Origin of the sequence: Pseudomonas sp. Sample_23 (genome assembly GCF_004307595.1) — a bacterium.
GTDB lineage: Bacteria > Pseudomonadota > Gammaproteobacteria > Pseudomonadales > Pseudomonadaceae > Aquipseudomonas > Aquipseudomonas atacamensis.
The window spans coordinates 37203-52026 of the sequence record NZ_RCNX01000054.1 but is presented as its reverse complement, the minus strand read 5'-3'; the positions used below and the strand labels follow the sequence as shown (position 1 = coordinate 52026).

Genomic DNA, 14824 nt, shown 5'->3' with positions numbered 1-14824 from the left:
CTTCGCGAGCAGGCTCGCTCCCACAATGAAACTGAGTGTATTCGGTAGATATTGGTTAGATGTGAGGGAGCTATCGCTGGCAAGCTCCCACAGGGATCGAGTGGTTTCAGAGAGAGATGGGTTGGCTGCCAGGCCGCCTTCGCGAGCAGGCTCGCTCCCACAATGAAACTGAGTGTATTCGGTAGATATTGGTTAGATGTGAGGGAGCTATCGCTGGCAAGCTCCCACAGGGATCGAGTGGTTTCAGAGAGAGATGGGTTGGCTGCCAGGCCGCCTTCGCGAGCAGGCTCGCTCCCACAAAATCAAAAGCAAAAGCAAAGCAGCGCAGCTGCCCGCGGCGAAGCCGCCCCACTCAACAATGAGCGCAAGCTCGAGTGCTTTTGATCTTGATCCACCGGCGACGTCGGAAGGCTGAGTGGAGGGATTGATCCGGGCGTGGGAGCGCAGCGACCGTCTGGCGCAGCCAGACACAGCGGAAGGAGGTGCAGCGAAGCAAACCGTAGCCGCTGCGCCCGGATCGATCCCGGAGCGAAGGAACCCGAGCCTGCGAGGGCCGAACGCAGGAGCAAGCCTTTTGGGTTACCTTTTTGGCGTTTGAAAAAGGTGACCCGCCGTAAGGGCGGAACCGTAATCCGCAACACCCGCAGAAACGGATATACACCCAAAACCCCAAGCGCATGGTCGGCCCAAAGGCCGCCAAGCCCCCCCTAGACCCGAGCCTGACTCTTACTCCAATCCGTCAAAAGACTATAAGCCACCGCCAACAAAGTAGGCCCAATAAACAACCCGATAAACCCAAACGCAATCAACCCACCAAACACCCCGAGCAACACAATCACCAACGGCAGATTACCGCCACGGCTGATCAGATACGGCTTGAGCACATTGTCCACGCCACTGATGATGAACGTCCCCCAGATCCCGAGAAAGATCGCCATCCCGTACTCACCCTTCCACACCAGCCAAGCCGTGGCCGGCACCCACACCAGCGGTGGCCCCATCGGAATCAGACTCAGCATAAACGTGACGATCCCCAGCACCAGCGCCCCAGGGACCCCGGCAATGAAAAAGCCGATCAACGCCAGCACCGCCTGCGCCGCCGCCGTACCAATCACACCGTTGACCACCCGCTGCACCGTGCCCGCCACCAATTCGATGTAATAACCGGCACGATCGCCAATCAAGCGCTGCAACAGACTGTGCACAAACGCCGCCAGTCGTGGCCCGTCACGGTAGAAAAAGAACACGAACACCAGGCTCAGCGTCAGCTCGAGAATCCCGCCGCCGATCTGCGCACTGCGCGCCAGCAGCCAGTTACCGACCTGGCCCAGATACGGCTTGATCGAGACCATCAACGCCGCGCCCTGCTGATCGATGCTGTCCCACATCGCCACCAGTCGCTCACCAACCAAAGGCACGCTGCCAAGCCAGGTGGGCGCTTCCGGCAAGCCGTCGACCTGCACATCCTTGATGAATGCCGTGGCATCGCGCACATGATCGGCAAGATTGAAGCCCAGCCACACCAGCGGCGCCGCCACCAGCAACATCCAGCCCAGTGTCAGGATCAACGCGGCCAGCGATTCGCGGCCATTGAGCGCGCGGGTCAACAAACGCATCAGCGGCCAACTGGCGAACGCCAGCACCGCGCCCCAGAACAGCGCCGACCAGAACGGCGCCATCACCCACAGGCTGGCACCGAATAACACCAGCAGCAGAATCTGCACCAGCAGGCGATCGTTATTGAGCATGGGAAGTCTCGGCAAAGTCAGTCAGCGAAAGAGTAGGCGAACACTGCGTGCATGCTCGCCCGGCACAGCTTATCGCAACAGGTCGATGCGCAGGCCAGAGCCTTCGAGATTGCCGGTTTCCATCCGGGCCGCCCGCACCCCCTGAGTGATCAACGCCTGGCGCCAGGCTTCGGCCTTGGGCCCGGAAACCGTGACCCGCAAGGTCGTGTCGAGATTCAGGCCACGGGAAATCAGGCGCAACCAGGTGGCATCCGGCTCCTCGACCAGTTTCGGGAAATCCAGCTCACCAGTGCTTTTCAACTGGCGCAGCAGGGTCGCCGAGGTCGGCAACAACTCGCCCAACGGCGCAGTCGCCTCGAACTGTTCGACATGCAGATAGGCTTTGCGATTGCCGCGAGTGATGCTGTAGAGCGCCACCAGCGTGTTGTCCTTTGGCGCCGCCAGCCGGAGCAACAGATAAGCCTGCTGCTCGTCAGCGCCATACAGCTTGGCGTTGCCGAACACCTCGTTGGCCCACAGGCTGCTTTCGCCGCAATCGCGGGCCTGGCACCAGAACAGCAACTCGGCGTCCTGCTGTTGCAGGGCTTCGCGGGCGGCGGTGAAGGCTTCGGTGGCGGAATGTTCCGGCGGCAACTCGTAAGTCACCGAGGTGGTCTGGCCACGGGCGGTGACCTGACCGTCGAAGCGCAACTGGCCGCTGATCTTGCGGATCGAGCCCAGCGGGTAGATGCGCTCCAGCTCGGCCGCCGGGCGATAGTCGACGATCTGTGCGTCGGCCAGACGCGGCACGATTTGCAGATCCCGGCTGCCCGGCACATCGGCAGCGAAGGACAAGGAGCTGAAGCAGCACAGCGCGAAAAGACTGAGTGGCCGCATAGTCAGGCTCACCGGACGGTCATGGCTGGGCGGGTCGGGGTCGCAGCGGTATAGAAATCCATCAAGTTTGTCTCCTGTTTCAACCCGCCCAGCCTCGGCAGTTGCCGGTAGCAAGTCAAGGCATGGCGAAGAAGCGATTGAAACAGTCTGCTACAAGACCTGCGCCAGCCTCGTCATTCAGGTGCAGATGATGCCCGCCCGGCAACTGTTCGTGACTGAAGGGTAGACGCTGGAGCAACTCAGGATGCCTGGCCAGCATGCCATCCGCCGCGACTACCAGATGCGCCGGGCAACTGACGCGCGAGGCAAACGCCATTGCCTGTTCTTCCGTCAGGCGCAGCGGCGATGGCAGGGTCAGGCGATTGTCGGTGCGCCAGGTGTAACCGCCGGGGACCGGCATCAAACCGCGCTGGGCCAACAGTTCGGCGGCCTCGCGACTGACTGCCACCAGGCCCTTCATCCGCGCCTCGATGGCACGCTCGAGGGTGGTATAGACCGGTTTGCGCTTTTCCCGCAGATCGAGTTGCGCCTGCAGGGCCATGCCCATGCGCTCGGCGGCGTTTTCGCCTTTGTCTGTCGGAGGAATCACGCCATCAATTAGCGCCAGATGGCTGATGCGTTCAGGCAGCGAACCGGCCAGCACCATCGAGACAATCGCGCCCATTGAATGTCCGAGCAGGCCGAAACGCTTCCAGCCCAGCTGCTCGGCGACTTGCAGCACATCATGGGCGTAGTCCCACAGGGCATAACCGGCGCCGTTGGGCCGATGAGCGGAATGACCGTGGCCGACCATGTCCAGCGCGACGATACGCAAACCGTGGAGCTTCGGCGCCAGCCGCGCGAAGCTGTTGGCGTTGTCGAGCCAACCGTGCAACGCGATCACCGGCAAGCCGTCCTCGGGGCCGAACAGATGCGCGGCCAACTCGATATGCGGCAGGTTCAGGCGCACTTCTTCGCAGGTCGGGCTCATGCGCAATCCTTGTTCTGCCGCTGTTCCCAGCGCATGAACAGATTCTTGAGCAGCCGAGCCGTGTCCTGCGGGCGCTCCAGCGGAAACATGTGCCCGCCGGGCATGCTCAGCGCCTCGCCCTGGGGCAGGCGCGAGACGAAACGTGTGTGATGGCGCATGACCACCCGGCTCTTGTGCCCGCGCACGATGGCCAGCGGCACCTGCAACTGGCGGGTGCGCCCCGGACTGGTGTGCGGCACGCCGCGATAAATGCTGATTTCCGTGGCTGGGTCGAAACGCAGACGCAGCTTGTCGTCGACCTGATGCAAACCGTGTTGCAGGTAGGCATCGAAGCATTCCGGGTCGAAGCCGCGAAACAGGGTTTTGCCGGAAAAGTAACTGCGTGCACTGTCGAGATCGGCGAACTCTTCACGGCGTCCGAGGGTGCGCCCGGCCGGGGTCAGCCGGTCGATGAAACCAAAACGCTTGGCCGCGCGAATCACCCACTGATCGGTGCGGGTCAGCACCGGCGAGTCGAGCATCACCACGCCGCGATACAGCTCGGGACAGCGCAACGCCGCGTGCAAGTGCAGCAGACCGCCAAAGGAATGGCCAACGCCCCACACCGGCTGTTCCTGCAGCTCGAGGTGATGGATCAGTTCATCGACCAGGTTGTACCAGTTGTCGTCCGCCGGAAAACGCGGGTCATGGGCGTGCTGCTCCAGATGCACGACCCGATACTCCGGCGCCAGCGCCGCGAACAACTTGCCATAGGTCCCCGAAGGGAAGCCGTTGGCGTGGGCGAAAAAGATCGGTTGCGACATGCGGGCAAATCCATGAGCGGGAATCGTGGCGTTGATTGTCCGCAAGAGCCGGCGTCGCAGCAATGACTGTAAGTGCCAGGAATGATGACAGTCCGGTCAGGGTGATGTGCATCAGCGAGACCGCTGCCCCCTCACCCCAGCCCTCTCCCCCAAGGGGGCGAGGGGGAAAGGGAGCAGATCGGGGGAGTGTCCGGGACCTGAGCTCGACTCGAATTATCAGGTCGACGAGGATCGCGAAAACCACACGGTAGGCCCCCTCTCCCTCTGGGAGAGGGCTGGGGTGAGGGCTCGACCTGACGGAACCCGATAGATGTCAACGCAGCGGCGGCTGTTCCCCCAGCGGCACCACCGCCATGGTCAGGCGCGATACGCAACTGGCCTTGCCTTCATCGCTGGTCAATCGGATGTCCCAGACATGCGTGGTGCGCCCGATATGGATCGGCGTGGCCACCGCCGTCACCCGCCCACTGCGCAAACCGCGCAAGTGATTGGCGTTGATCTCCAGGCCGACGCAATAGAATTTACTGGCATCGATGCACAGATAACTGGCCATCGAACCCACGGTTTCCGCCAGCACCACCGATGCGCCGCCATGCAGCAGGCCGTAAGGCTGGTGGGTGCGATGGTCGATGACCATGCTCGCGGTCAGCGACTGTTCGTCGAAGGCTTCGAAGCGAATATCCAGCACTTCGCCGATGGTGTTCTTCTGGATCGCATTCAACTGTTCGATGTCGGGAGTAGTACGCCACAAGCTCATCGCAGACTTCCTTTGTTGTTGTAATCGATGCTCAATCCTGCCACAGCACCGCCTCGCTGCGCGCGCTCCATTCTTCGAAGCGTGCGCCGTAGCGGTCTTCGATGACGTTGCGTTTGATTTTCAGGGTCGGCGTGAGGAAGCCGTTATCCACCGCCCAGTTGTCCTTGACCACCACCAGCCGGTGCAGGCGTTCGTGCTTGTCGAGGGCGGCGTTGACCTCCTCCAGCAGCTTTTCCAGGCTGGCGTGCAGACTGGCACGAGGCTCTTGCTGATTGACCGTCGACAGCACGCACAACCCCAGCGGTGCACTCAGGCCATCGCCGACCACGCACACCTGTTCGATGCGTGAATGCACGGCCAGACGGTTTTCGATCGGCGCCGGTGCGACGTATTTGCCCTTGCTGGTCTTGAAGATTTCCTTGAGTCGCCCGGTCAGGCGCAGGCGCCCTTCGCTGTCCTGCTCACCCTTGTCGCCGGTGCGCAGAAAGCCGTCTGCGGTGAGTGTCTCAGCAGTTTTCTGCGGTTCCTTGAAATAGCCGAGCATGTTGGCCTGGCTGCGCACCTGCACTTCGCCGGACTCATCGATGCGCACCTCGACTTCAGGGCACGGCTGGCCAATCCAGCCTTGCTTGTATCGCCCCGGCAGGCAGATATGCGAATAACCGCAGCCCTCGGTCATGCCGTACACCTCCAGCACATCGAGGCCAAGTTTCTGATACCAGGCGAGCAAGGTCTGCGGCACCGGCGCGGCGCCGGACAACGCCACGCGCAAGGCATCCAGGCCGAGCCCGGCCAGCACTTTGTGCCCGACCCGCTTGCCGATGAAGGGCAGGCCGAGGAGAAAATCCAGGCGCTGCGCCGGGATCTTGCTGTATACGCCCATCTGGAATTTGGTCCAGATACGCGGCACGCCGAACATAGCGGTCGGCCGCGCGCGCTGCAGATCAGTGATGAAGGTGTCGAGGCTTTCAGCGAAGAACACTGTCTGCCCGGTGTAGATCGACGCCAGTTCGACAAACATGCGCTCGGCGACGTGGCACAGCGGCAGATACGACAGCAGCCGATCGTTCTCGTTGAGCCCGAACAGCTGCGTGCCACGACTGGTGGCGAAACCCAGATTGGCGAAACTGTGCATCACGCCTTTGGGCAGGCCGGTAGTACCGGAGGTGTAGATGATTGTCGCCAATTGCTCGGCGGCGGGACGTGGATCGTCCTGGATTGGCGAACAGCTCTGCAGGTCCGCCCAGCTGTAATCGAACTCGCCTGGCGGATGCAGTGGCAGGCTGATGGTCGGCAGGCCCGCCGGCACGCCTTGCGCCATGCCCGCCCAGTCATCCAGTTTGCCGATGAACGCCAGCGCACTTTCCGAGTGAGTCAGCACCTGCGCCACGGACTCGGCGGTGAGATTGGGGTACAGCGGCACGGACACATATCCGGCCATCCAGATCGCCAGGTCGGCGATGATCCAGTGCGCGCAATTTTTTGAGATCAGGGCGATATGGCTGCCGGGCGGCAACTCCCGCGCGCGTAGCCAGTGCGCGGCGCAGCGGGCCTGATGGCCGACATCGGCCCACGTCAGCGTCTCGACCTGACCACCGCCGATGGGCTGCACCAGAAAGCGCTGGCGCGGGTGCCGGGCTTCCCGTTCGTAGAACACGTCCAGCGGCAAACGGAAGGCGGCAGACATGCGACTCGCTCCTGTTTTTTTTGGTCTGGAGCAAGCGTAGTCAACCAAGCAAGTGCTTGGTTGGAATTTTCAAACAAATAATTTCACGGATTGGCAGAAATCAATGTGGGAGCGAGCCTGCTCGCGAATGCAGTATGTCAGCCCCAAAAAGGGTGAATGACACGCCGCCTTCGCGAGCAGGCTCGCTCCCACAGGGATATGGCGTTAAGGGTGCTTGAGACTGTTGAGCTTCATCGAGCCAATCAGCAGCTCGCTGTGCTCAAGCTCCGCCAGCCCCGCTGTACTGACCTTCTCCGACGGATGCCCGGCGCCGTGTTGCAGATAGCTGAGCAGATTGCCCACCAACGGGTTGTGGCTGACCAGCAGCACATTGCTCACCGACACCAATTGCTCGGCGACCTTGTCCGGATCGCTCTCCGGCGTCAGCCACTCGACCGTACGGATCTCCGGCTCGAACCCCAGCGCCTCGCGCACGATCTGCGCGGTTTGCTGCGCGCGCAGATAAGGGCTGGCGTAGATCGCCGTCAGCGGCTGGCCCATCAGATGCGCCGCGCTGCGCAGAACTTCTTTACGACCATGCTCGGTCAGCTCGCGCTCGGAATCGATTTTCGAGCCGTGAGGCACCGCCTCACCATGACGCAATACCCACAGTTTCATAGTTTGGGCTCCTCATCGCGCACCGGATGCGCGGCCGGGGCGACGGTGTGCGGCGCTTCCCCTTCCGGGGTGTGCGGCACTGGCCAGTCGGCGAACGGCCAAGGCTTCTGGTCACTGTGGAACGTGCCGAAGCGGCCGATCTGCGCGAGGAACTGGCTGAGGCTGTCGCCGAAACTCATCAGGCTGGCGCTCGGTGCGCCATAAATCAGGCGGTAGATCAGTTGCACCAATACCACCGCGCCGAGGATGAACTGCGCGACTTGCCAGACCAGCAGATAAACGATCATCCACAGCACCCGCAGGAGGATGGATTCGTACTGGGTTTCGCTTTTCGGATCGTTCATGGCTTGCTTCCTGTCCGTGTAACAGCTGAATCAGTTGAAACCGCTGGTGGAAATAAAGTCGACGTCGGTTTTCGGCTCGGCACGCATCAGTAGACCGATCACCTGCTCCAGCGTGCGTCCTTCGAACAGGATCGCGTGCAGCCCGGCGACCAGCGGCATGTACACGCCGACTTCCTGGGACTTGGCCTTGAGCACCTTGAGGGTGTTGACCCCTTCGGCGACCTCGCCAAGACGCGACACCGCTTTGTCGAGGCTCAAGCCCTGACCGAGGGCGAAGCCGACCTGGTAGTTGCGGCTCTTGGGTGACGAACAGGTGACGATCAGATCGCCGACCCCGGCCAGACCAAGGAAGGTCATCGGGTTGGCGCCCTGATTCACCGCAAAGCGGGTCATCTCGGCCAAGGCGCGAGTGATCAGCATGCTCTTGGTGTTCTCGCCCATCTCCAGCGCCACCGCCATGCCGGCGATGATCGCGTAGACGTTCTTCAACGCCCCGCCCAGCTCGACACCGAAACGGTCGGCGCTGGCGTAGACGCGGAAGGTGCGCCCGTGCAGGGCGGCTTGCACCGCTTTGCACAGTTCTTCGTCTTCACTGGCGACCACCGTGGCGGTCAGTGCGTGCTCGGCGATTTCCCGCGCCAGGTTCGGCCCGGACAACACGCCGATGCGCGCCTGCGGGGCGATCTCTTCGAGAATCTGGCTCATCAGCTTGAAGGTCTGCGCTTCGATGCCTTTGGTCAGGCTGACCAGCATCTTGCCGCTCAAGCGCTCGGCGTGGGCGGCGAGTACCGTGCGCAACGCGCTGGATGGCAGCGCGACAAAGCACAGATCGCAGGCATCGAGAGTGGCTTGCAGGTCGGTGACAGCAGTCACGCCCGGGAGAATCTTGATGCCTTTGAGATAACGCGGGTTTTCGCGGTTGACCCGGATGGCCTCGGCCTGCTCGGGGTCGCGCATCCACTGAAGGACTTGATGGCCGTTCTCGGCCAGCAGATTGGCCACGGCGGTACCAAAACTTCCGCCTCCCAGGACCGCAATCGGGCGCTGTTCAGTCATATGCAATCCGTTAATCCATACCAGTGGCGATGCCGGGCATTATACGGGGCGACCCGGTGGCGGCCAGCCCCAGCAACAATTACCGACATTTGTAGGAAGAAGACCAATAAAACCTAGGAAAATGCCTGCAACGTCACTGGAAAAGTCGCCGCCCTCGGTTAACATGCGCGCCAATTCTTCTCTCTGCAGGCTGTGTCGTGTTTTCTGGCCCTCCTCCCCCGCGCTCGCCGCTGCTCCTGGCGCTGCTGTTCAGCCCGCTGGTGCTGGCGGACGATCTGTTCGTCGACAGCCAGACGCTGCCGCAGGTGCTTACCGCCACGCGGCTGAAGCAGACGCCAGCGGAAGTGCCCGGGAGCATGACCGTTCTCGACAGCGAACTGATCAGCGCCAGCGGTGCCCGCGACATCAGCGAGCTGCTGCGGCTGGTGCCGGGAATGATGGTTGGCAGCATCAACGGCAATCAGCCGGCGGTGAACTACCACGGCACCAACGCCAGCGAAGCGCGGCGCATGCAGGTGTTGATCGATGGCCGTTCGGTGTACCGCGCCGGCCTGGCGACGGTGGACTGGAGCGATATCCCGGTAGCGATGGAAGACATTGACCGGATCGAGGTGTTTCGCGGCCCGAACACGGTCAGCTACGGCGCCAACGCGCTGATGGCGGTGATCAACATCATCACCCGCCACCCGGCCGACAGCCATGGCACGCGTTTGAAGATCACGCGCGGCCAGCGTGGCATCAACGACTTTTATGCCAGTCAGGGCACCGGTTGGGACGGCGGTGATCTGCGCCTGTCGCTGTCCGGCCAGGAAGACGACGGTTTCGACAGCGACCGCAACGGCGCCGATTATCGCGACAGTCGACGCTTGAATCGTCTGAGCCTGGCGGTCAGCCACGACCTCAATGAAGGGCAAAGCCTCGACTGGCAGCTCAACGCCAAGGACGGCAGCAATCAGCGACCTTATACCTACCGCCCGGTGTTCTCGGGGATTACCGACGCCGGGAACAATTCCGACGTGGTGGCCAAGGATTACGCCGGTTCGGTGCGCTGGAACCTCGATATCAACCCCGAACACAGCCTTTATGTGCAAGGTTCGGCGCAGCACTGGGATCGCCAGCAAGTCTGGCGCGCCTGCGATGCCGAGGTGTCGTTCAGCCCCGAGCTGGCGCAGCTGTGGCAGCTCAACCCGAATTACACCGAACGGCTGGCGCGCAACATCAACCAGTTCACCGGCCCCGGCGCGGCACCCGGCACGCCGCAGGAAATGGCGCTGGCCAATCAAGTGCTCGAGCAATGGCGCAACGGCGCCAGCCGGACCTTGTGCGGCGATATCGACCAGAGCGCCCGCGAATCGCGCTACGACCTCGAACTGCAGGACACCCTCAGCCTGTCCGACAGCCTGCGACTGGTCAGCGGCCTCAACTACCGCTACGACCGCGCCGATTCCGAGACCTATTTCAACGGCACCCTCGACGACACCACCTGGCGCGCCTTCGGCCAACTGGAATGGCGCGCCACCGAGCACTGGCTGGTGCAGGGCGGAGCGATGTTCGAAGACACGCAACTGATCGGCAGTTCGCTGACCCCGCGCTTCGCGGTCAACTACCTGATCAACCCGCGTCATGGCCTGCGCGCGGTGTACTCGGAAGCGATCCGCTCGCCGGACATGTTCGAGAACAACGTCAACTGGAGCTATCAGGTCAGCAACCTGCGACCCTCGGCCTACGGCCAGTCGTCGGCGCGCTATTTCGTCAAGACCCGTGGCCCCGGTGATCTCGATCAGGAACACATGCGCTCGCGCGAGTTGGGCTACAACGGTTACTTCGCCGAACTCGGACTGGCCGTCGACGTGAAGCTGTTCTACGACGAAATCACCGGGATGATCAGCGAACCGCTGCGCAACAATCAGTACATCGCCAGCAACGCCAACAGCTCGCGCTTTCGCGGCACCGAAACGCAACTCGACTGGCGCCTCAGCAGCGCCGACCGTTTGCGTTTGACCTACGCCTTCGTCGACGCCGAGGCGAGCAATCCGCTGGACCAGCAGTTGACCTCGCGCAACAGCGGTTCCGCCGGTTGGCTGCGCAATTGGGGCCATGGCTGGAACAGCGCCCTCTTCTATTACGACGACAACGCGCTCAACGGCTATCGCTTCGAACGCGTCGACACGCGCATCGCCAAACGCATCGCCATTGGCCAAGCTCAGCTGCAATTGGCCGGCGTGCTGCAACAGCGCCTCGACCATCAGCCGAACACCTTCGTCGACAATAATTACGATGAACGCCGGGTGATGTATTTCAGTGCCGAGCTGGAGTTCTAGGATGCGCACCGGCCCGTCACGGAAGACGCCCACCCTGGGTCACTGGCTGGCCGGGCTCTGCCTGTTCATGACCGCGTGGCTGCACGGCGTCGCGGTGCAGGCGGCGGACATTCTGTTGACCGGCGCCGAGGAAAGCCCCGGCGTGCAGGCCTTCGTACAAGCGCTGAGTGAACTGCGCCCGACCGACAACGTGCGGTTCCAGCCGCTGGCCAGTTTGCCGGCACCGGGCAAATTACCGGCCAGTCTGCGCTTGATCCTGCTCGATCTGCCCAGCCTCGACTGGCGTCTGCAAGACTCACAAGGCCCGTCGACGCTGGTGTTGCGCATCAGTCGCTTGCAGGCGCGCCAGCGTTTCGCCGATGCCCAACCGGCGCGCCTGAGCCTGCTCTGGAGCGACCCGCCGCTGAGCCGGCAATTGCAACTGATCCGGCGGATCTTGCCGCAGGCGCGGCGGGTCGGCGTGCTGTTCGATGAGCACGGCGAATTCCTCATTGACGAATTGCGCGCGGCTGCGCGGCCGCTGAACCTGGAGATTGTCAGCCAGCGCTGGGACAACATCCACGACAGCCGTCCGCTGCAAGCGGTGCTGAAACGCAGCGATGTGCTGCTCGGCCTCGACGACCCCGATCTGTACAACTCGCAAACGGCGAAAAACCTCTTGCTCAGCAGCTACTCGCGTCAGGTTGCGCTGATCGGCCCCAACATTGCATTCGTTCGCGCTGGCAGCCTCGCCAGTACCTACAGCGACCAGAGCGACTGGCTGGCGATTCTCGACCATTTGCTCGATCAGCCCACCAGCGCATGGCCGCGAACGCTTTACCCCGCTCGTTTCAAAGTCTCAAGTAATGCGCAGGTGGCTCGTTCTTTAGGCATCGAACCGCTGAATGAAGCATCTGTCGCCAGTGCCTTGGCCGAAGGAGAGCGCCGCCCATGAGTTTTCGTCGTCGTTGGGACATCAACACCCGCACGCAGCTGATCAGCCTCGGGCCGGCGCTGTTGCTGACGTTGCTGTTGATCAGCTTCTTTACCTTCGTGCGCATCCAGGACTTGCGTCAGGAGCTGAACCACACTGGCCAGTTGATTGCCAACCAACTCGCCCCGGCCACGGAATACGGGGTGATCTCCGGCAACAACGAAGTGCTGGAAAGCCTGCTCAAGGCGACACTGGCCACGCCCAACGTGCGTTTTCTCGAAGTGCAGGACAGCGCCAACCGGATTCTGGTGTATGTCGAACAACCGGCCGACAGCCACAGCCGCCCGCATCAGGTTGAAGTGTTCCAGGCGCCAGTGCGTTTGCAGCGGATCGCCTTACACAACGACTTCTTCCAGGACGGCAAGGTCAGCAACAGCACCGCCGGCGAGGATTATCTGGGGCGAGTGATCGTCGGGCTGTCCAATGACGCTTTCAGTCAGCGCCAGCAGGAGATCCTGTTCAAGGCCGGGATTCTCGCGCTGTTCGCCCTGCTCTTCACCTTCGTCGTCGCCCGCCGTTTGGCCGGCAGTCTGTCGCAGCCGATCCGCGACATCGGCGATGCGGTCAAGGCGATTCAGGAAGGCGATTACAAAACCCCGCTGCCGATTGTCGATGACACTGAACTGGGTGCGCTGTCGCAACACATCAATAACCTTGCTCAGGCGCTGGAACAGGCCAGCCGCGAACAGCAGCAGGCGATGGCGCAACTGATCCAGACCCGCGAAGAAGCGGAAAAGGCCAACAACGCCAAATCGGATTTTCTGGCGATGATGAGCCATGAACTGCGCACCCCCATGAACGGTGTGCTGGGCATGTTGCAATTGCTCGAAACCACCGAGATGACCGAGGAGCAGGTCGAATACGCCGCACTCGCTTCGGAGTCGACCGAGCACTTGCTCAAGGTCATCAATGACATTCTCGACTTCTCGCGGATCGAACGTTCGGAGCTGGAGCTTGAGCACATCCCGTTCAATCTCGCCGAGCTGATCGGCGCCTGCGCGCAGTCGTTCCAGCACAGCGCGGTGCAGCGAGGCCTGGCGCTGAATCTGCGCATTCCCGACGACATGCGCGGCTTGCAGGTGCAGGGCGATCCGACGCGGATCCGGCAGATTCTGGTCAATCTGGTCGGCAATGCCTTGAAGTTCACCGAGCAGGGCCGAGTGAGCATCGAGGCGCAATGGCAGTCGCTGGACCATGACCTGCTGTGGTTCACCTGCTCGGTGCGCGACAGCGGCATCGGCATTTCTTCGGAGAGTCTGGAGCTGATGTTCAATGCCTTCCAGCAGGCCGACAGTTCGATCTCCCGTCGTTACGGTGGCACCGGGCTTGGTCTGCCGATCGCGCGGACTTTGGCCGAACGCATGGGCGGCACCTTGCGCGCACAGAGTGAGGAAGGACGCGGTTCGGTATTCACTCTGGAAATTCCATTGGCGCTATATAAGCAGGCAATGCCAGCGCTGGCCGCGCCGCGAGCGCCGAACGGTAGTGGTCAGGGTGAAGGACGCCATGTGTTGCTGGTCGAAGACAATCCGGTCAACCAGACCGTGATCGAAGCGATGCTGCGCAGCCTCGGGTTTGCCGTCAGCGTGGCGACCGATGGCGCGCAAGCGGTGCGCAGTGCCGAGGGTGGCGAATTCGAAGTAATTCTGATGGATTGCCGGCTGCCGATCATCGACGGCTACGAGGCCACGCGACAGATCCGCGACCTGCCCGGACGCAGCGATGTGCCGATCATCGCGCTCACCGCCAACGCCTTGCAGGGCGATCGCGAAACCTGTCTGGCAGCGGGGATGAACGATTACCTGGCCAAGCCGTTCAAACGCAATGACCTGCAGCAGATTTTGCAGCGCTGGGTGTCGTAGTGTGGGCCTTTCGACCATCTGCGACTGGCGTGAAAAGCGAAAGTGCGGCAGTCTTAGGCACCCGAACGAGCCCCAAAAGGGGCTTGATTAAAAATTTCAGTGCACAAGTGTACATTCATGTCCTTGGTGCTGTGACTTTCACCACAACGCAATAGTCTATGAGTAGGCTGCCGGTTCGAGGCATGAACGCCTTGAACGGTCGGGAAGATCTGCCCCACCTGCCGCATGGGATTATTGAGGAGCTCGCATGACCAAACAAAACGCCTTTACTCGGGAAGACCTGCTGCGCTGCAGTCGCGGTGAGCTGTTCGGCCCAGGTAACGCGCAACTGCCCGCCCCGAACATGCTGATGGTGGATCGCATCACCCATATCAGCGAAGAAGGCGGCAAGTACGGCAAAGGTGAATTGGTCGCCGAGCTGGATATCAACCCTGACCTGTGGTTCTTCGCCTGCCATTTCGAAGGCGATCCGGTGATGCCGGGCTGCCTGGGTCTGGATGCCATGTGGCAACTGGTCGGCTTCTTCCTGGGCTGGCAAGGCCTGCCGGGCCGCGGCCGTGCGCTGGGTTCGGGCGAAGTGAAATTCTTCGGTCAGGTGCTGCCGACCGCGAAGAAAGTCACTTACAACATTCATATCAAACGCGTCCTCAAGGGCAAGCTGAACATGGCCATCGCCGATGGTTCGGTCAGTGTCGACGGACGCGAAATCTACACCGCCGAAGGCCTGCGCGTCGGCGTGTTCACCTCCACTGACAACTTCTAAGGGTTAT

13 protein-coding genes are annotated in these 14824 nt (G+C 61.9%); 4 read left to right on the top strand and 9 right to left on the bottom strand.

The features are described from left to right. Window positions 1–707 precede the first annotated feature (707 nt). The 9 genes from D8U82_RS15310 to D8U82_RS15270 all read right to left on the bottom strand — a co-directional run bounded on the left by D8U82_RS15310 (window position 708) and on the right by D8U82_RS15270 (window position 8898). On the bottom strand, window positions 708–1748 hold the full coding sequence (locus tag D8U82_RS15310; RefSeq protein ID WP_016773659.1) for an AI-2E family transporter: 1041 nt from the start codon (window positions 1746–1748) through the stop codon (window positions 708–710). Between the two features lie 69 nt (window positions 1749–1817). Beyond that, entirely contained in the window at window positions 1818–2624 is an 807-nt protein-coding gene (locus tag D8U82_RS15305; protein WP_125926513.1) for a DUF4892 domain-containing protein, read from the bottom strand. Window positions 2625–2739: 115 nt separating this feature from the next. After that, on the bottom strand, window positions 2740–3594 hold the full coding sequence (locus D8U82_RS15300; RefSeq protein WP_125926512.1) for an alpha/beta hydrolase: 855 nt from the start codon (window positions 3592–3594) through the stop codon (window positions 2740–2742). After that, the gene (locus D8U82_RS15295) at window positions 3591–4397 is read right to left on the bottom strand and encodes an alpha/beta hydrolase (RefSeq protein WP_110646675.1); all 807 of its coding nucleotides are present in this window, start codon (window positions 4395–4397) and stop codon (window positions 3591–3593) included. The genes D8U82_RS15300 and D8U82_RS15295 overlap by 4 nt, the downstream gene beginning before the upstream one ends. A 313-nt stretch (window positions 4398–4710) precedes the next feature. Beyond that, the gene (locus D8U82_RS15290; protein ID WP_016773655.1) at window positions 4711–5154 is read right to left on the bottom strand and encodes a hotdog fold thioesterase; all 444 of its coding nucleotides are present in this window, start codon (window positions 5152–5154) and stop codon (window positions 4711–4713) included. 31 nt (window positions 5155–5185) lie between these two features. Further along, on the bottom strand, window positions 5186–6841 hold the full coding sequence (locus tag D8U82_RS15285; protein WP_130902459.1) for an AMP-binding protein: 1656 nt from the start codon (window positions 6839–6841) through the stop codon (window positions 5186–5188). 204 nt (window positions 6842–7045) lie between these two features. After that, window positions 7046–7498 carry a phosphohistidine phosphatase SixA gene (sixA, locus tag D8U82_RS15280; RefSeq protein ID WP_071173250.1) on the bottom strand — a complete coding sequence of 151 codons (453 nt, stop codon included), beginning with the start codon at window positions 7496–7498 and terminating at the stop codon, window positions 7046–7048. After that, window positions 7495–7842, bottom strand: coding sequence for a DUF4389 domain-containing protein (locus tag D8U82_RS15275; RefSeq protein ID WP_130902458.1), 348 nt, complete (start codon window positions 7840–7842; stop codon window positions 7495–7497). The genes sixA and D8U82_RS15275 overlap by 4 nt, the downstream gene beginning before the upstream one ends. A 30-nt stretch (window positions 7843–7872) precedes the next feature. Beyond that, entirely contained in the window at window positions 7873–8898 is a 1026-nt protein-coding gene (locus tag D8U82_RS15270) for an NAD(P)H-dependent glycerol-3-phosphate dehydrogenase (RefSeq protein ID WP_130902457.1), read from the bottom strand. 197 nt (window positions 8899–9095) lie between these two features. Here D8U82_RS15270 and D8U82_RS15265 point away from each other — a divergent pair, with 197 nt between their 5' ends. The 4 genes from D8U82_RS15265 to fabA all read left to right on the top strand — a co-directional run bounded on the left by D8U82_RS15265 (window position 9096) and on the right by fabA (window position 14817). Beyond that, complete coding sequence (locus D8U82_RS15265) at window positions 9096–11219, top strand: TonB-dependent receptor (protein WP_130902456.1); 2124 nt, start codon at window positions 9096–9098, stop codon at window positions 11217–11219. A 1-nt stretch (window position 11220) separates the two neighbouring features. Continuing rightward, window positions 11221–12153 carry an ABC transporter substrate-binding protein gene (locus D8U82_RS15260; protein ID WP_123443628.1) on the top strand — a complete coding sequence of 311 codons (933 nt, stop codon included), beginning with the start codon at window positions 11221–11223 and terminating at the stop codon, window positions 12151–12153. Next, window positions 12150–14054 carry an ATP-binding protein gene (locus D8U82_RS15255; protein WP_130902455.1) on the top strand — a complete coding sequence of 635 codons (1905 nt, stop codon included), beginning with the start codon at window positions 12150–12152 and terminating at the stop codon, window positions 14052–14054. The genes D8U82_RS15260 and D8U82_RS15255 overlap by 4 nt, the downstream gene beginning before the upstream one ends. A gap of 247 nt (window positions 14055–14301) precedes the next feature. Further along, window positions 14302–14817: a 3-hydroxyacyl-[acyl-carrier-protein] dehydratase FabA gene (gene fabA, locus D8U82_RS15250; protein ID WP_024013962.1), complete on the top strand. Its 516-nt coding sequence runs from the start codon at window positions 14302–14304 to the stop codon at window positions 14815–14817. Window positions 14818–14824: the final 7 nt, after the last annotated feature.